Consider the following 15,750-nt stretch of genomic DNA (forward strand, 5'->3'; position numbering starts at 1 on the left):
CGATGACGAGAACGCGAACGTACCCCGACGAGTCCGTCGGTTCGTTCCCGTCACCCCCGTCGACGTTCGAGGATCGCGACGGTCGGGCCATCGAGGTCCGGGTTCCCGAGCGATTCGACGGCGACGCCCTCGAGGACGTCGTCGAGATGTACGTCGAGTTCGATCCGACCGATCGCGCCCAGGGGATTCCGCCGACCGGTCGCGAGCGGATCGAAACCTGGCTCGAGGCCATCGCCGATTACAGCGTCAACGTCGTCGCCTCCCACGGGACCGACGCGATCGGCCACGCGATGCTCGTCCCCGACGTCGACGATCCCTCGTCGCTCGAGGACGCCGCCGACGCCGAGTGGGAGCTTGCGATCTTCGTCCTGCAGGAGTACCAGCGAGCCGGCATCGGAACGGCGCTGCTCGAATACCTCCTGGGTCACGCCAGCGACGTCGGCATCCGCCGCGTCTGGCTGACCGTCGAGCGCTGGAACCAGCCGGCGATCGCCCTCTACGAGCGCGTGGGCTTCGAGACGACGGGGGCCGAGAGCTTCGAACAGGAGATGGCGATCAAACTCGAGTAGTTACGCCGGTTCGAGGCGACCTTCTCCGACGGGGGCGTTCTCCGCTCGAGGATATCAGACGGAGAGAACCGGCTGACTCGCGTAGGAGAGGACGTACTCGGCGGCTTTCTCGAGGACTTCGGCGGAGGCGGCGTCGGTGACGGACTCCCGTGGCAAGACGATGAAGTCCGCGTCGATCGCGTCGGCGGTGTCGAGAACCACGTTTCCGGGGTGGCGGGTCTTTCGGCTTTGCGAAAAGCCGTCGTCGACCGACGTCGAAAGCCCGACGTCGGCGTCGGCCGCGGCCTCGCCGACGTCGTCGAAAAACCCCTGGGTGTTCTCCGCGACTGCGTTTTCGTCGACGGTTCCGGCGTCCATCCCGCGCACGACGCCCCGTCCGAGCACGTACAGCGCGTGAACGGACGCCTCGTAGCGATCCGCGACGGCGATTGCGTACTCGACGGCGGTGGCGGACTCGTCGCTCCCGTCGACCGGCGCGAGAACGGTGTCGACGGAAAACGGCTCGCTGTCGTCCATACGAGCCAGTGTGTGGTCCGACCCAAAAAACCCTCCCCCGCCCGGCCGCGGCGGAACGATCGGGAGCGTTTAAGCCGTCCCGGACGCAATTCGGGGGCATGTTCGATACGGTCGTGGTGGCCACGGACGGCTCCGAGAGCGTCAAGCGGGCCGTCGACGTCGCGCTGGATCTGGCCGAACGCTTCGAAGCCGACGTCCACGCGCTCTCCGTCGTCGACGCGAGCGAGGTCGACGCCTCGCCCGAACAGCTCCGGGAGGAGCTCCGAACCGCTCTCGAGACCCACGCCGACGCCGCGCTGGCGACCGTAGAAGGTCGCACCGACCGGCCGGTGACGACGGCCGTCCGCGAGGGCCGACCGGCGGTCGAGATCTGCGAGTACGCACGAGACGTGGACGCGGCTCTCATCGCGACGGGAACCCGCGGACGCCACGGCGAGAACCGCCTCCTGCTCGGCAGCGTCGCGGAACGGATCGTCCGAACGTCGCCGGTGCCCGTGTTGACGGTTCGACAGCTCGCGCCGACGGGTGGGGAAGCCGCGGCCGACGCCTGATCCGCCCGCGCCGTTTCGGTCGTATAATTGAAACCGTACTGACACTCGAGATCGGCGGTTACTTCCCCCGTCGCCGCGGACGGCGGTGTATGTACGACGAACTCATCGACAGCAGCGACTTGTCGATCGCCCGCAAGTCGGTCCTGCCCGGCACCGGGTTCTTTCTTCCCGACACGCTCGAGGAGGACCTCGAAGACGAACGGACGGAAGCGGCGCTCGAGGGGGCAGACGTCGCCGTCATCGCCGATTCCGACGCGGACGGTCTGGCCTGCGTCGCGCTGATCCGGGAGGCCTACGACGACGTGTGCACCGTTCCCGAACCGGCCGTCGACGCGGGCGGGACCGACGGCGAGCGATCCGAAAACGCCGCGGCGGACGAGGTCACCGCCGTCGACGAGGCCGAAAATCCGCTCGAGGAGCCCGAGTCGACGCCTCACTCGGTCGCGCTCGTACCGGCGAGTCCCCACGACGTCGAGGACGCGCTGGCTCGCGTCGCGGAGTACGGCACGGAGGGGGTCGACCTCTACGTCTGCGACCTCTGTCCGGACAGGTACGAGTACGTCGACGACGAGCTCGACGCCGCGCTCGAGACCGCCGACCGGGTATCGTGGTACGACCACCACCAGTGGGGCGAGGACGTCGCCGACGCCGTCCGCGACGCCGGCGTCGATCTCGTGGTCGGCGACTCCGAAGAAGAGTGCAGTGCCGACGTCGTCTACCGATCGCTCGAGTACGAGTTCGATCCGATGTACGAGGAGCTGGCCGCCGTCACGCGGGATCACGACCTCTGGCTGCGCGAGGATCCCCGGAGCGACGACCTGGCGGATTACGCCTACTGGACCGATCCCGCGGAGTACGTCGAAGTCGTCCGCGAGTACGGCGTCGACCTGCCCGCGTGGGTCGAGGAGTTCATCGCCAACCGTCGCGTCGAAAAGGAGGCGCTGATCGAGCAGGCGGTCGCCCGCGCCGAGTTTCGCGAGGTCGGCGAGTACACCGTCGGCGTCACCTACGGCCGGTGCTCGCAAAACGAGGTCGCCGAAGCGATGCGCGAGAAGGGCGCCGACGCCTCGGTGATCGTCAAACCCGCCGGCTCGGCGTCGATCCGCGGCACCGACGCGTTCGAGCGCTGTCACGAGGTCGCAGGGCGGGTAAACGGCGGCGGCCACCCGAAAGCGGCCGGCTGTAAACCCGACATCTACGACGACATGCTCGACTACGCGACCCACTGGACCTCTCGCGGCGCCGTGACCAAGCGAGTCATCCTCGACGCCTTCCAGGCGGTCGTCGACGCGGCGGACGAGGACGGCGACTCGAGCGACGCCGAGTGACGGTCGGTCGCAGGACGAACCCCAAAATAACTAACGCAGACGCACCGTTGGGAGAGCCATGCAGGTTTCCATCGTCGGAAGCGGCTACGTCGGGACGACCGTCGCCGCCTGTCTCGCGGATCTCGGCCACGACGTCGTCAACGTCGAGATAGACGAGGACGTCGTCGACGCGATCAACGCGGGCGAGGCGCCGATCCACGAGTCGGGCCTCGAAGAGCGGATCGCCGAACACGCCGGCTCGAGGCTGCGGGCGACGACCGAGTACGCCGCGGTTCGCGACACCGACCTCACGTTCCTCTGTCTGCCCACGCCCACGACTGCGGCCGGCGGTCTCGACCTCGCACCCATGCGAGCCGGCGCCGAGATGCTCGGCGGCGCGCTCGCGGAGAGCGACGGCGACCACCTCGTCGTCGTCAAGAGCACCGTCCTCCCCGGAACGACGGAGGACGTGATCGGTCCGATTCTCGAGGACGAGTCCGAAATGCAGGTCGGAGGCGGGCTCGAACTCGCGATGAACCCGGAGTTTCTCCGGATGGGAACGGCCGTGCGGGACTTTCTCGAGCCCGATAAGATTGTCGTCGGCGCGACGAGCGAGGACGCCGCCGCCACGATACGGGAACTGTACGACCCGATTCTCGAGGGGGACGCGCGCGCCGAGACGGACGGCGACGGCGAATCCGATTCGATCCGACGACCGGCGCTCGTCGAGACCGGCGTCCGGGAGGCCGAACTCATCAAGTACGCCAACAACGCCTTCCTCGCGTCGAAGGTATCGCTGATCAACGAGCTCGGAAACGTCGCCAAGGAGTACGGCGCGGACGCGTACGAGGTGCTCGAGGCCGTCGGCCTGGACGACCGGATCTCCGAGAAGTTCATGCGCTCCGGGCTCGGCTGGGGCGGCTCCTGCTTCCCGAAGGACGTCGACGCGTTGCGTGCCGGGGCGCGCGAGCAGGGATACGAACCGGAGCTGCTGGACGCGGTCGTCGCCGTCAACGACGCACAGCCCCGGCGACTGGTCGACCTCCTCGAGAGCCACGTCGATCTCGAGGGAACGCGCGTCGCGGTCCTCGGGCTGGCGTTCAAACCCGGAACGGACGACGTCCGCGAGTCGCGCGCGCTCGACGTGATCGAGGCGCTCCTCGAGCGGGGCGCGCGGCCGGTCGCCTACGACCCGGTCGCGGTCGACAACGTCCGAGAGGCCCATCCCGACCTCGAGGTCGAGTACGCCGACTCGGCCGAGGGCGCGCTCGAGGGCGCGGAAGGGGCGGTCGTCGCCACCGACTGGCCCGAGTTCGAGGAGCTCTCGTTCGCGGGGATGGCCCGCCGCGTCCTCGTCGACGGTCGCCGGATCGCGGTCGACGAGGACGACCTCGAGGTGTACGAGGGGCTGACGTGGTGAGGGTACCGCCCATCCGATCCCCCGTCGTGAGTGCCGTCGTCGCAGCCATCGGTATCGTCCGCACGTTTCGTCTCGGACGACGTCGTCTCGAATGTCGTCTCGAATGTCGTCTCGAATGTCGTCTCGAATGCCTCGAGCGCCTCCTGCTGGCGTTCGCCGAGTCCGTCGTTGGACTCGATCGGGATCGCTCGACGAACGGTTCGAGTTCGTCCACCTCCTCGTTCGGTACCGTCCCGAACGTCGCCTCCCAGTCCGGCTCCCACTCGTCCGGTTGATCGACGAGATCGGTAAAACGTTCTCTTTCACGCTTTCGCGCCCGCAATCGCTCGTAGACGTCTTCCCGAAGACCGATCGTCTTCGTCCCTGTGGTTTGTGCGCATAAAGACGTTTTTCCGGCCGAATTTCACTACTGACGGCGAGGAGGTCGGCATCAGTATCCTTTTACAGTCCGGCCAACGAGTGGCTGGCGATGGACAATGGCGAAATCCGCGCGGATTCCCTCGAGCGCGGCGGGGAGGTCATCACGATGACCGAGCGGACGCGCGAGATTTCTGCGGACGAGGTCTGCGTCCTCGTTCCGACCCTCGACGAGGCGGCCACGATCGGCGACGTCATCGACGGCTTTTACGAACAGGGCTACGCGAACGTGGTCATCGTCGACGGAAACTCCGACGACGACACGCGCGAAATTGCGAGCGACCGCGGCGCGCAAGTGCTGGTTCAGTCCGGCGACGGAAAAGGCCAGGCCGTTCGCGAGGCGCTCGAGTACGTCGACGTGCCGTACGTTCTGATGGTCGACGGCGACGGCACCTACGATCCCGCCGACGCCGACCGGATGCTCGAACCGCTCTCGCGCGGCTACGAACACGTCATCGGCAATCGGTTTGCGGACATGGACGACGACGCCATGCGCGCGCTCAACGGCTTCGGAAACCGGCTGATAAACCGCTCGTTTCGGTTCATCCACGGTGCGGATTACGACGACATTCTCTCGGGCTACCGGGCGTTTACGACCGATTCGTTCGAACGGCTCTCGCTGGATTCGGATGGCTTTACGATCGAGACGGAGCTGGCCGTCGAGTGTGTAAAACACGGCGTCGACACCGCGGTCGTACCGGTCAGTTACAGCGCCCGGCCCGAAGAGTCCGAGACGAACCTCCACCCGGTCAAAGACGGCGGGACGATCATCTTCGCGCTCTACTCGCTGGCCAAGACCAACAACCCGCTGTTTTACTTCGGAAGCCTCGGCGTCTCCGGCATCGTCTCCGGCGGATTCGTCGCCGCGTACGTCCTCTGGCGATGGATCCAGTACGGAGCCGGCCACGAGATACTGGCGCTCGTCTCGGCCGCCGCGATCTTGCTCGGCGTCCAGTTACTCATGTTCGGCGTCCTCTCGGACATGCTCGTTACGCTCCACCGCGAACAGCGTCGGCGTCTCGAGCAGATCACGCGCGAGACGAACGGGCGGGACCGAGACGGCGAGTGAACGGGACGATCAGTCCCGCGCCGCTTCGGAGGACGGCAACCGGTTCGTCGCCGCCGGTCAGAACGGAAGCATCGAGCGAACCTGGCGAAAGACGCCGCCCGAGTTCTCCTTCCGGTAGGCTTCGAACGGTTCGTGCAACTCGTTCAGAAGAACCTGGCGCGATCTGAACTCGGTTTCGTCGACCTCCGCGAGCATCTCGCCGAGTGCAACGTCGTTGCCGTGGACGTCGTACGGAACGCGCTCCTGGCCGAGTTCGGTCGCGACCTCGTCTTTCGTCGCCGGAAAGGAGAGATCGGCGTCTTTGAGGCGGGCGTCGAGGGCTGCGATCCCGAACTCCACACTCCTTGGTTCGTCGTCGTCTCCGCTCGATGGTGGCCGGACTCCCATACACACCCGTTGGGAGTCCGGTATGAAAATCGCTACGACCCGCGGTCCGTCGACACGCATTTGGGTCCTGCGACGGAGTACCGACATATGACCGAGTACACGACGGTTTCGATCCCGAAGGATCTGGCCGAGCGCGTCGAGGAGACGATCGAAGGAACGAGCTTCCAGAGCACGAGCGACCTCGTGCGGTTTCTGTTGCGCAGCATCGTCATCCAGCACCAGAAAGAGGGTGAACTCACCGAAGCCGAGTTCGAAGAGATCACCGAACAGCTTCGGGGACTCGGCTACCTCGACTGAGACGGACTACCGTGACTGTGTACCGGCGCGCCCGAACCGAGTCCCCGGGTGCGCCGGAACGGCTCACTGCAGTCCGAACGTCCGCTCGTCGGGTCGTGGACGCGACCGAGGGCGACCCGAGGCTTTTCCGTCTCGAGGTACCTAGAGTCGACTGGAGGCGATCTCCGTGCCACACGTTCCGAACTTTCCATCGGAGGAGTCGGACGACGAAACCGAGTCGAACCGGGGCAGTATCATCGACCGGATCATCGACGACGGAAACTGGCCGACGCCGAGTGGCGGGTGAACGGCCGTCGGCCGACCTCCCGATCGAGTTCGCTTTTTCCCGGCCTCGCGTCACCGACGGCCCGAGGCGGCCACAGCGCTCACCCAGAAAGCGACTGCGACGGCGGTTGTGCGTCGACGATTTCGAGTGGGTGGCGCTGGCCGTCGCGGCCGAACGCGGCGAACGAATCCTCGTCGGCGGTCCAGGGTGGAACGGCGACGAAGATCACCTGCGCGAGGTCGTCCCGCTTGGTCACCTCGAGCTCCCGGACGGGGTGGGAGACGAACTGACCTTGCGCCTGCCGCGCCGGCGTCGAGAGGTCGACGCCGAAAACGGCGTTGACCGAGTTGCCGGGATCGGGAAGGAAGAAGTCGGTGAAGACTGGTGTGTCGGGCGGAAGCGCGTCTGCTCCCTCGAGTTCGCCGGCCGGTGTCACCGAGACGCCGGTCGTCACGCGATCCGGATCGGAGTCGCTGGCCAGATCGAGGAGGACGTCGACAAGCGCACGCGTGATGTAGACCATAGGGAGCGTACGCCCGGCACGTAGTTAGTGGTATGCCTCGTCTGCGTGACCAGTTCGGTCGCCGACCGAAACGACTCGAGCGAGCTGTCGGAGATCGACACCGAATTCGCCAGACGGCCCGGACGGCGGACGTCTCGAGACGGACCGTGATCGCGAAAACACACTCGAAGCGACTCGAGAAGTGTCGGAGCGGGATTCGACAACTCCCCAGAACCCGCTCGTAGAACCTCGGTATCGTTCAAATTCCTCGGTGGCGTTTCGCTGCCGTCGTCGCTCGCTCGTCGCTGTACTCCTCGCTCTCGAGTTGACGGCAGCAGAAGACGCCCGGAGCGGGATTTGAACCCGCGTCACGACCGTGACAGGGTCGTATGATGGGCCACTACACCATCCGGGCAGCAACACAGCGTTGCCCGGACTGGCTCTTAAGGGTTTTGCTCCGTGATTCCCGCGCTGGCGCTGGCCGAACCGACGCTTCGGGCCGGCCCATCGACCTCGAGTCGGTCGGCTCCGGAGTCGCCGTCGACGGGGAACACCCTTTATGTGGCGGGCCAAAAAGGGAACCGATGAGCGATGGATCGCGAGCGGAGAACGCGGCGATGCGCGTGACGCTCCTCGGCACCGGCGACACGACCGGCACGCCAACCGTCGGCTGCGACTGCGAGACGTGCGGGCTGGCGCGCGACCGCGATCTCGAGCGAACGCGATTTTCGGTTCACGTCGAAAACGAGCGGACGGACGAGTCCCTGCTGATCGACTGTAGCCCCGACTTCCGCTACCAGTTTCTGCGAGACGACGTCTCCCTGCCGGACGCCGCCGTCATCACGCACATTCACTTCGACCACCTCGACGGGCTGGGGAACGCGTTTCGGATCTTCGACTCCCTCGACGTGTACGCGGCGAACGAGACCGACCCCGCCACGGGCGAGAGCGTCGCGGAGACGGTCTCCTCGAAGTACGATTACCTCGAGGCGGTGACGGTTCGGCCGACCGAGCCGCTCGCGTCGACCGCGATCTGCGGGTTCGACGTCACGTTGGTTCCCGTCGACCATCCGCCGTTCGTCTGTTACGGGCTCGCGATCGAAGACCCGTTCTCGGGTGCGAAGCTCTCGCTGTCGGGCGATACGAGCTACGACGTGCCCGACTCGTCGCGGGAGGTGTTGGCCGATCCGGACCTCTTTCTCGCGGACGCGATCGTTCCGGCGCACCTCTGTGAGTACCATCCGCTCGGCGGTCGACACGAGGGCGACGACGGCGTTCCCCGGACGTTCGGAACGAAACACATGACTCGAGAGGGCGCGCTCGCGCTCGCGGACGATCTGAACGCCGAACGAACGCGGCTGGTCCACGTTGCGCACTTCTACCCGGCCGACGAAGCGTTCGAGGAGCCGCTCGCGCTCGACGGTGAGGAGTACGTTCTCTGATGCGGTGACACGACGGTTCGTGCGATCGCGTTGGTCGGTCTACCGAACCGGTTCCCTCGCCTGAACCGGTCGCGATCGTCACAGTCGCTCGAGCCGACGGGGACTCAGACGGATTACCGGAACGATGTACCGGTGCACCCGCCGACTGGCTCGCGGTCGCTCCGGACGGTTGGCAGCGGTCGGTATCAGCCGAACCGATCCAGCCCCGACTGCCGTCGTCGCTTCCCCGCCGGATCGGCGACCCAGGACGTCCGCCGGTCGCGCTCGGCGTCGAGGTCGATCGTCGACGCAGGGGCCGGTTCGTGGCCCGGACAGGCGGGCCCACACTCCGAATCGGCGTGGACCGCCCGCCCCGCCCAGCTGCAGTGAGGGAGCGTGGCGCCGTCGGATTCGGCCGGCTCGCAGGCGGCACACGCCGGAAAGTCGTACGTTCGCCACCCTTTTCCGTACGCGCGCTCCGCGAGCCGTCGGCGAGCGCGAACTTTCTCCCCGGCCGAGACGACGGCGATCTCGGTGCGCCCAGGTCGGTATTCGAGCGGCTCGATCCCGGGCCCGTCGACCGGCAGCGACGTCGGTTCACGGATCACCTCGATCTCCAGACCGGTCGGCTCGTCCCGGTGAACGCGCCAGACGCCAACCGCCTCGGGAATCCGGTTCAGGTGCGCCCGCGTCACGTAACTCTCCGTCGCGAGAACGACCTCGTCGACCAGCGCGAGACTCGCGTCCGTTCGTAGCTGGGCCTCGAGGTCGCCCGGCCGATCGAGGTCCGGTTTGTTCTCGATGCCGACGATACGGTCGTACCACCGCGGGTAGCGCGCGACCTGGCGGACGTACTCGCGGCCGTTTCGAAGCTCGCGCTCGAAAAAGCCGATCTCGATCGCGCGCTCGGTCGCCCGCCGGGCGTGGTCGGGGTGGCAGTCGAACGCGGTCTTCCAGTAGCGCGCCCTGCCGGTGCCGACGTCGGATTCGATCGCCGCGTCCGGAATCGCCTCGCTCGTGATCGACGTTCGGTCGCCGAAGTCGGGTCCCGGTTCGACCAGAACGACGTCGAGGATACGGCCGCCGGGATCGGCGACGCTCGCCCCGAGCTGGCGGGCGACGATTCTCCCGGAATCGCTTCCGTCGCGATCCCGCCGCTCGAGGTGGGCACACAGCTCGAGTTCGAACGCGAACTCGGACACGGTCGACCGAAGGGACGCCGGCGAGAAAAGGACCGCGGTCACCCGTCAGCGGGCGACGACGGCTGCGAATCGGCGTCGCGTTTCGGCCGTTCGAAGCGGCGACCGCTCGGGGAAGTCGTCGCGTCGGCGCTCGAGCTGTCGCCGGTAGCGGCGCTCGCTGACCGCGCAGTACCACCGTTCGAAGGGATCCCCGTCGGCCGCTCGTCGCGGCGGCGTTTTCGATTTGCCAGCGCGCGGCCCGCCGTCGGGACGCCGACGGCGACCATCACCGCGGCGACGAGCGCGGCCGCGCTGACCGTGACGACCGACCCTCCGACGAGGTCGAACGTCCAGTACGCACAGAGGCCGGCGACGAGGACGATCCCCGTGCTCGCGGCGCTGATCAGCAGTTCGGAGAGCGGATCGTCGGGAGAACCCGCGCCGTCGGCGCGGGGAGGGACGGACGTGGGTGGGTTCTGTCGCATCGGTCTTCGTTCGAACGGAGGTCGCCGTCGGGAATAAGTGTAATCTGAAAATCATTTCTGTTGGCAATCGAACTGAAACTCGTTTCAGTACGGCGAACGGGCGATCCTCTTCGGAGCAGTTGCCACCGTCGGAGAAGAGGAGGCTGCACCGACGCTACCGGTCGGTTTCGACGCTCGTCTCGAGGACGTTCAACTCGCCGTCCATCGCAACGCTGAGGCGGTCCGCGCCGACCGGGATTCGGACCTCGAGTCGGTACGGGTCGCGCTCGAGGACGCGAGTGTATCGATCGGAGACGCACCAGGGAAGCGTCCAGTACGGTCGCTCGTCCAGGTGGACGCCGCGTTCGCGATGGAAACCGACGACCTCGGAGTGATCGAGCAGTCGGAGGCCGACCGTCGAACAGAGCGCGTGGCCGCACTGGCGACACTCGTGGTCGACGCGGACACCGACGCCGAGACAGCACTCGCCGTCTTCGACGATGGTCGACCCCATCCGGCCGTTGCACTCCGGGCAGACGCCGTCGGCCGCGAGACAGTGCAGGTGTCGCACGCGGTGATCGAACGCCTCGGCGATCTCTTCGGGCGTGCGGTCGTTCAGCCCGCCGGGTGGAAACGGATACTCCCCGTGTCGCTGTCCGCAGTCGAGACACGCGATCGTGAACTGTTCGTCCCGGTACGACGCCCGCAAGGGGCCACCACAGGAGACGCACGCCCCCGTCACCTCGAACGGCTCGAGCGTCGGCGACTCGGTGAACGAGCCCGCGAGGATCGATCGGACGACCTTCTCGCCGGCGTGTCTGAACTCGTAGCCGCCCGCGCCGCCGTCGGGGGTTCCGTCGACCTTCCTGACGAAGTGGCCGGTGAGCTGCTGGAGGTGGTAGTTGAACTGCGCCGAGTCGCGCACGCCGACCGTCCGCCGAAGCTCGGAGAACGACACCGGCTGCTCTTCGGCCGCCCACAGCGCCTCGAGAATCGCGAGCCTCGTGTCGTTGCCGATCAGCGCGAACGCGTCAGCCGGATCGAGACAGTCGGTGCACTCGAGGAGGCTCCGAGAGCGATCCACGTGGTCCGTTCGGCTCATGCGCTGCCGTTGGACGGCTGCAAGGATAATCGTTCGCACAAACGCATTTTTGTAATCCTTCTGTTACTAGTGGCGAGGTAGTTGACATTTTCCGAGCGGGAAGGCGGTGACTCGTCGTTGCCCGTCTCGGGGTCGACGGAACGATCGCGGTCGAGGCCCCCGGTGCGATCGGTCGATCGCGTCGTCACCGAACGCGCCGTTGTCCGTCGGGCTCGCCGTCGCGAACCGACTGAGACGGACTGGCGACCGTCGGTACCGGTGGAATCGCCACCGGTAGGGCTCCCACCGAGGTACAGTTACGGAAGAACGAGGAGAAAGCCTCGCGCTTTAGCGCGGGGATGAATCCGACAATGCATTTCGCAACCCACCGTCGATAGCATCACTGGATATTCCACGTCACAATATCCATGCATTCAAGTAACTATCTCTACATTGGTTACGTATGGCGAAACAGGTCGTCACACGCACTTACACTGCTTCCATTCGGAATCAGCAACAGGTGACTGACGACCTCGACGCCCTTGGGTTCGCCGCCAGTAAACTCTGGAACGTCCTCAGAAATCAAAGATTTCTGATGGGCTGCACAAGAGCTCCGCTCTTGTGAGCGTCGGACGGTGGACAATCAGTCGCGTCTGGGACGAAATCGACTACATCCCAGAACACCAAGAACTCACCGCGTATCTCAAGAGCCACGAACGCTACGATGACCTGCATTCTCAGTCAAGTTCGTTCGAGACGGCGAAGCCGTCTCGTGATGCCAATGAGCTTCGCTCATTGAGCACAGCGAATCCTTCAAGAACTCGCTGAGGCGTTCAACGGCTGGTACGGCAAACGACGCAACGGAGACATACGAGCGAACCCGCCCGGCTACCGTAAGCACGGTGACGAACACCCACGAAGCACGGTCACGTTCAAAGCCGCTGGATTCAAACTCGACACCCAGTACAACCGGGTCAGACTCTCCAAAGGCTCGAATCTGAAAGAATACTGGTCGGACTTCATCCTCTGTGAGTACCAAACTCGTCCCGACGTTGACCTCTCCACCGTGGAGAACGTTCAGCAAGTCCGAGCGGTCTGGACGGGTGACGAGTGGGAACTCCACTTCGTCTGCAAAGTCGAGATAGAGGTGTCCGAGTCGCCCGGCGAGAAGACGGTGGGCGTTGACCTCGGTATCAACAACTTCGCTGCGCTCGCCTACGAAGGCGGTCACAGCGAGCTGTACCCACTCAACTGCTTGAAGCAGGACGACTACTACTTCAGTAAGCGGATTGCACAGTGTGACAACTCGGATTCCGAGCAGGCCACGCGGTTGAATCAGAAGCAATCGACTCGACGCACTCACTACTTCCACACGCTCTCCAAGCAGATTGTCCAGCGGTGTGTTGAGGAAGGTGTTGGAACGATCGTAGTGGGTGATCTCTCCGGCATCCGTGAGGACGAGGAGAACGGCGAGTCGAAGAACTGGGGCAAACACGGTAACCTCGACCTGCACTCATGGGCGTTCGATCGCTTCACTGATCTGCTCGAATACAAGGCCGAGATGGAAGGTATCACGGTTGAGCAAGTGTCTGAGCGTGATACCTCAAAATCGTGTTCGTGCTGTGGTCGGGAACGCAAAGCCAACCGTGTTGAGCGCGGGTTGTACGTGTGTGATGAGTGTAAGACGGTGGCGAACGCGGACGTGAACGGTGCTGAGAACATTCGACAGAAAGTATCTCCGAGTCCTGCCGAGGATAGGAGTAACGGCTGGTTGGCACAGCCATCGACGTTCCTGTTTGACAAGGAAACTGGTGCGTTCGCACCTCAAGAACAGGTCACGTCGTAAACCACAATATCCCAACGCGGTCGGGAATCTTCGCCCTTCAGGGCGGAGAGGATGTCAAACCAGCCCGTATGACTCGTCGCCGTGAAAGACCGCACGCGAAGACGATCCCGGGCGACTCGAGCGGGGTCAGAACAGTAGGTTTATCAATCGCACGGCGGAACTGCTATCTAAGATTACTCACCGTCTTATGGCAGACAAACAACAACCGGAGGTGAACATCGGGCTCGTCGGTCACGTCGACCACGGCAAGACGACGCTGGTGCAGGCACTGAGTGGCTCGTGGACCGACCAGCACAGCGAGGAGATGAAACGCGGTATCTCCATCCGCCTCGGCTACGCCGACGCGACGTTCCGTCACTGTCCCGGCGTGGACGAGCCCGAGTGCTACACCGTTTCAGCGGAGTGTCCCGACGGCTCCGAGAGCGAGCCGTTGCGGACAGTGTCGTTCGTCGACGCCCCTGGTCACGAGACCCTGATGGCGACGATGCTCTCGGGTGCGTCGCTGATGGACGGCGCGGTGCTGGTGATCAGCGCCAGCGAACCCGTCCCCCAGCCCCAGACCGAAGAGCATCTGATGGCGCTCGACATCATCGGTATCGACAACATCGTCATCGCCCAGAACAAAATCGACCTCGTCAGCGCCGATCAGGCCCGACAAAATTACGAGGAGATCCAGGAGTTCGTCGAGGGGACCGTCGCCGAGGACGCGCCGGTCGTCCCGATCTCGGCGGGCCAGGAGGTCAACGTCGATCTGCTGATCGGAACGATCGAGGAGGAGATTCCGACGCCGGATCGCGATCCGGACGCAGATCCGCGGATGCACGTCGCCCGCAGCTTCGACATCAACAAGCCCGGAACGACCGCCGAGAACCTCGCCGGCGGCGTGCTCGGGGGCAGCCTCGTCCAGGGCGAACTCGAGGTCGGCGACGAGATCGAGATCCGTCCCGGCCGCGAGGTCGAGGAGGGCGGCCGCTCCGAGCACGTCCCGATCGAGACGACGATCCGTTCGCTCCAGGCCGGCGGCGAGACGGTCGACAGCGTGACTCCGGGTGGGTTACTCGGCGTCGGAACCGGTCTCGACCCCTCGCTGACGAAAGGCGACGCGCTGGCCGGTCGAATCGCCGGACCGCCCGGGACGCTGCCCCCGACGTGGGAGCAGTTCACGATGGAGGTCGACCTCCTCGATCGGGTCGTCGGCACCGACGGCGGCGAAGCCGGCGAGATCGACGAGATCAGCACCGGCGAACCGCTGATGATGACGGTCGGAACGGCGACGACCGTCGGCGCGGTCACGAGCGCCCGACAGGGCGAATGTGAGGTCAACCTCAAACGGCCGGTTTCGGCCGAGCCGGGTGCGAAGATCGCGATCAACCGCCGAATCGGCGCGCGCTGGCGGCTGATCGGACTGGGAACGTTGCAGGGCTAGGTTCGATGACCGAGTACAGAGAATGAGTACGCGGGTCGCCCTCGACACGAGCGCGCTGATGATGCCGGTCGAACTCGACGTCCGGGTGTTCGACGAACTCGACCGGCTGCTCGGCGGTGCGCCTCGAGCGCCGGACGACGGGGCGGACGAACGGTCCGAAGCGGACGGGTTCGAGCCGACGACACCCCAGTCGGTCGTCGAAGAACTTCGACGCCTCTCCGAGAAGGGAGGGACGGAGGGAACCGCGGCGAACGTCGGCCACGATCTGGCGACCGAACGCTGTCTCGTCGTCGACACCGAGGCGTCGTACGCCGACGACGCGCTGGTCGAACTCGCCCGCGAGGGTACCGTCGATTACGTCGTCACGAACGATCGCCCGCTGCGCGACCGGATACTCGAGACGGATGTACCGGTAATTGCATTACGCGGGAGAAACAAGTTAGCGATCACTCGACCATAGATGTACAAACGGGTCAGATTGAAAGACACGGTGGAAGTACCGCCCGAGGAGCTCGGCGACGTCTCGCCGAACCTCGTGAAGCGACTGCTACAGGACAAACTCGAGGGGCGCATGGACGAGGAGGTCGGCAGCGTCGTCTCCGTCACCGAGGTCCACGACATCGGGGAGGGGACGGTGCTTCCGAACCGACCCGGCGTCTATTACAAGGCCGACTTCGACGCCGTCACGTTCGATCCGCAGATGCAGGAGGTCGTCGACGGCACCGTCGTCGAGGTCGTCGAGTTCGGCGCGTTCGTCGGGATCGGCCCCGTCGACGGCCTGTTACACGTCTCACAGATCAGCGACGAGTACCTCGCTTACGACGCCGAAAACCAGCAGCTGGCCTCGAACGAGTCCAGCCGGACGCTCGGAGTCGACGACGCCGTCAGAGCTCGCATCGTCACCAAGAGCATCGACGAGCGCAACCCGCGCGACTCGAAGATCGGGCTCACGGCCAAACAGCCGGGGCTCGGAAAACACGGCTGGCTCAAAGAAGATCACGAGAAACAGGAAGCGACGGCGGGTGAGTAAC

16 protein-coding genes, 1 tRNA gene and 2 pseudogenes are annotated in these 15,750 nt (G+C 65.3%); 11 read left to right on the plus strand and 8 right to left on the minus strand.

Annotated features, from left to right (window positions below; genetic code table 11):
• Window positions 1–2: 2 nt before the first annotated feature.
• Complete coding sequence (locus EA472_RS05145; protein ID WP_124190451.1) at window positions 3–569, plus strand: GNAT family N-acetyltransferase; 567 nt, start codon at window positions 3–5, stop codon at window positions 567–569.
• Between the two features lie 54 nt (window positions 570–623).
• Here the strand turns inward: EA472_RS05145 and EA472_RS05150 are convergent, their stop codons facing one another.
• On the minus strand, window positions 624–1,085 hold the full coding sequence (locus tag EA472_RS05150) for a universal stress protein (RefSeq protein WP_124190452.1): 462 nt from the start codon (window positions 1,083–1,085) through the stop codon (window positions 624–626).
• Between the two features lie 98 nt (window positions 1,086–1,183).
• Between EA472_RS05150 and EA472_RS05155 the strand changes: the two genes are divergently transcribed.
• From EA472_RS05155 to aglM, 3 genes are all read left to right on the plus strand, one after another.
• Window positions 1,184–1,636: a universal stress protein gene (locus tag EA472_RS05155; RefSeq protein WP_124190453.1), complete on the plus strand. Its 453-nt coding sequence runs from the start codon at window positions 1,184–1,186 to the stop codon at window positions 1,634–1,636.
• Window positions 1,637–1,725: 89 nt separating this feature from the next.
• Window positions 1,726–2,964: a DHH family phosphoesterase gene (locus tag EA472_RS05160; protein ID WP_124190454.1), complete on the plus strand. Its 1,239-nt coding sequence runs from the start codon at window positions 1,726–1,728 to the stop codon at window positions 2,962–2,964.
• A gap of 58 nt (window positions 2,965–3,022) precedes the next feature.
• Window positions 3,023–4,363, plus strand: coding sequence for a UDP-glucose 6-dehydrogenase AglM (gene aglM / locus EA472_RS05165; RefSeq protein WP_124190455.1), 1,341 nt, complete (start codon window positions 3,023–3,025; stop codon window positions 4,361–4,363).
• Between the two features lie 238 nt (window positions 4,364–4,601).
• Here aglM and EA472_RS22955 read toward each other — a convergent pair.
• Window positions 4,602–4,685, minus strand: a pseudogene (locus EA472_RS22955) (hypothetical protein); the annotation flags it as partial.
• A gap of 147 nt (window positions 4,686–4,832) precedes the next feature.
• Between EA472_RS22955 and aglJ the strand changes: the two are divergent.
• The gene (gene aglJ / locus EA472_RS05175) at window positions 4,833–5,849 is read left to right on the plus strand and encodes an S-layer glycoprotein N-glycosyltransferase AglJ (RefSeq protein WP_124190456.1); all 1,017 of its coding nucleotides are present in this window, start codon (window positions 4,833–4,835) and stop codon (window positions 5,847–5,849) included.
• A 57-nt stretch (window positions 5,850–5,906) separates the two neighbouring features.
• On the opposite strand, the gene EA472_RS05180 is transcribed toward aglJ, so the two are convergent.
• Window positions 5,907–6,236, minus strand: a complete 330-nt coding sequence (locus EA472_RS05180; protein ID WP_124190457.1) for a DUF5789 family protein — start codon at window positions 6,234–6,236, stop codon at window positions 5,907–5,909.
• 87 nt (window positions 6,237–6,323) lie between these two features.
• On the opposite strand from EA472_RS05180, the gene EA472_RS05185 reads away from it, so the two are divergent.
• On the plus strand, window positions 6,324–6,533 hold the full coding sequence (locus tag EA472_RS05185) for a ribbon-helix-helix domain-containing protein (RefSeq protein WP_124190458.1): 210 nt from the start codon (window positions 6,324–6,326) through the stop codon (window positions 6,531–6,533).
• A 365-nt stretch (window positions 6,534–6,898) separates the two neighbouring features.
• On the opposite strand, the gene EA472_RS05190 is transcribed toward EA472_RS05185, so the two are convergent.
• A complete protein-coding gene (locus tag EA472_RS05190; protein WP_124190459.1) occupies window positions 6,899–7,321 on the minus strand; it encodes a hypothetical protein in 423 nt (140 codons plus the stop codon).
• 321 nt (window positions 7,322–7,642) lie between these two features.
• Window positions 7,643–7,715, minus strand: a tRNA-Asp gene (locus EA472_RS05195).
• Between the two features lie 202 nt (window positions 7,716–7,917).
• Here EA472_RS05195 and EA472_RS05200 point away from each other — a divergent pair.
• Window positions 7,918–8,742: an MBL fold metallo-hydrolase gene (locus EA472_RS05200; protein ID WP_124190736.1), complete on the plus strand. Its 825-nt coding sequence runs from the start codon at window positions 7,918–7,920 to the stop codon at window positions 8,740–8,742.
• 185 nt (window positions 8,743–8,927) lie between these two features.
• Here the strand turns inward: EA472_RS05200 and EA472_RS05205 are convergent, their stop codons facing one another.
• The 3 genes from EA472_RS05205 to EA472_RS05215 form a co-directional block, all read right to left on the minus strand.
• Window positions 8,928–9,923 carry a DUF5787 family protein gene (locus EA472_RS05205; RefSeq protein WP_124190460.1) on the minus strand — a complete coding sequence of 332 codons (996 nt, stop codon included), beginning with the start codon at window positions 9,921–9,923 and terminating at the stop codon, window positions 8,928–8,930.
• Between the two features lie 38 nt (window positions 9,924–9,961).
• Entirely contained in the window at window positions 9,962–10,387 is a 426-nt protein-coding gene (locus EA472_RS05210; protein ID WP_124190461.1) for a hypothetical protein, read from the minus strand.
• A 154-nt stretch (window positions 10,388–10,541) separates the two neighbouring features.
• The gene (locus tag EA472_RS05215) at window positions 10,542–11,468 is read right to left on the minus strand and encodes a winged helix-turn-helix domain-containing protein (RefSeq protein WP_124190462.1); all 927 of its coding nucleotides are present in this window, start codon (window positions 11,466–11,468) and stop codon (window positions 10,542–10,544) included.
• 442 nt (window positions 11,469–11,910) lie between these two features.
• Between EA472_RS05215 and EA472_RS05220 the strand changes: the two are divergent.
• The 4 genes and pseudogenes from EA472_RS05220 to EA472_RS05235 all read left to right on the plus strand — a co-directional run bounded on the left by EA472_RS05220 (window position 11,911) and on the right by EA472_RS05235 (window position 15,749).
• A pseudogene (locus EA472_RS05220) lies at window positions 11,911–13,293 on the plus strand (RNA-guided endonuclease InsQ/TnpB family protein).
• Between the two features lie 187 nt (window positions 13,294–13,480).
• Window positions 13,481–14,719, plus strand: a complete 1,239-nt coding sequence (locus tag EA472_RS05225; protein ID WP_124190463.1) for a translation initiation factor IF-2 subunit gamma — start codon at window positions 13,481–13,483, stop codon at window positions 14,717–14,719.
• 22 nt (window positions 14,720–14,741) lie between these two features.
• Window positions 14,742–15,179 (plus strand): PIN domain-containing protein, encoded by a 438-nt coding sequence (locus EA472_RS05230; RefSeq protein ID WP_124190464.1) that lies wholly within the window; start codon window positions 14,742–14,744, stop codon window positions 15,177–15,179.
• Window positions 15,180–15,749 (plus strand): DNA-directed RNA polymerase, encoded by a 570-nt coding sequence (locus tag EA472_RS05235; protein ID WP_124190465.1) that lies wholly within the window; start codon window positions 15,180–15,182, stop codon window positions 15,747–15,749.
• Window position 15,750 lies beyond the last annotated feature (1 nt).

Origin of the sequence: Natrarchaeobius oligotrophus (assembly GCF_003841465.1) — an archaeon.
In the GTDB taxonomy this organism is placed as follows: Archaea; Halobacteriota; Halobacteria; order Halobacteriales; family Natrialbaceae; genus Natrarchaeobius; species Natrarchaeobius oligotrophus.

Bases quoted from the DNA above. Each gene is read 5' to 3' on its own strand.
- EA472_RS05145 (WP_124190451.1), top strand. From the start codon at position 3: ATGACGAGAACGCGAACGTACCCCGACGAGTCCGTCGGTTCGTTCCCG.
- EA472_RS05150 (WP_124190452.1), bottom strand. From the start codon at position 1,085: ATGGACGACAGCGAGCCGTTTTCCGTCGACACCGTTCTCGCGCCGGTC.
- EA472_RS05155 (WP_124190453.1), top strand. From the start codon at position 1,184: ATGTTCGATACGGTCGTGGTGGCCACGGACGGCTCCGAGAGCGTCAAG.
- EA472_RS05160 (WP_124190454.1), top strand. From the start codon at position 1,726: ATGTACGACGAACTCATCGACAGCAGCGACTTGTCGATCGCCCGCAAG.
- aglM (WP_124190455.1), top strand. From the start codon at position 3,023: ATGCAGGTTTCCATCGTCGGAAGCGGCTACGTCGGGACGACCGTCGCC.
- aglJ (WP_124190456.1), top strand. From the start codon at position 4,833: ATGGACAATGGCGAAATCCGCGCGGATTCCCTCGAGCGCGGCGGGGAG.
- EA472_RS05180 (WP_124190457.1), bottom strand. From the start codon at position 6,236: ATGGGAGTCCGGCCACCATCGAGCGGAGACGACGACGAACCAAGGAGT.
- EA472_RS05185 (WP_124190458.1), top strand. From the start codon at position 6,324: ATGACCGAGTACACGACGGTTTCGATCCCGAAGGATCTGGCCGAGCGC.
- EA472_RS05190 (WP_124190459.1), bottom strand. From the start codon at position 7,321: ATGGTCTACATCACGCGTGCGCTTGTCGACGTCCTCCTCGATCTGGCC.
- EA472_RS05200 (WP_124190736.1), top strand. From the start codon at position 7,918: ATGCGCGTGACGCTCCTCGGCACCGGCGACACGACCGGCACGCCAACC.
- EA472_RS05210 (WP_124190461.1), bottom strand. From the start codon at position 10,387: ATGCGACAGAACCCACCCACGTCCGTCCCTCCCCGCGCCGACGGCGCG.
- EA472_RS05215 (WP_124190462.1), bottom strand. From the start codon at position 11,468: ATGAGCCGAACGGACCACGTGGATCGCTCTCGGAGCCTCCTCGAGTGC.
- EA472_RS05225 (WP_124190463.1), top strand. From the start codon at position 13,481: ATGGCAGACAAACAACAACCGGAGGTGAACATCGGGCTCGTCGGTCAC.
- EA472_RS05230 (WP_124190464.1), top strand. From the start codon at position 14,742: ATGAGTACGCGGGTCGCCCTCGACACGAGCGCGCTGATGATGCCGGTC.
- EA472_RS05235 (WP_124190465.1), top strand. From the start codon at position 15,180: ATGTACAAACGGGTCAGATTGAAAGACACGGTGGAAGTACCGCCCGAG.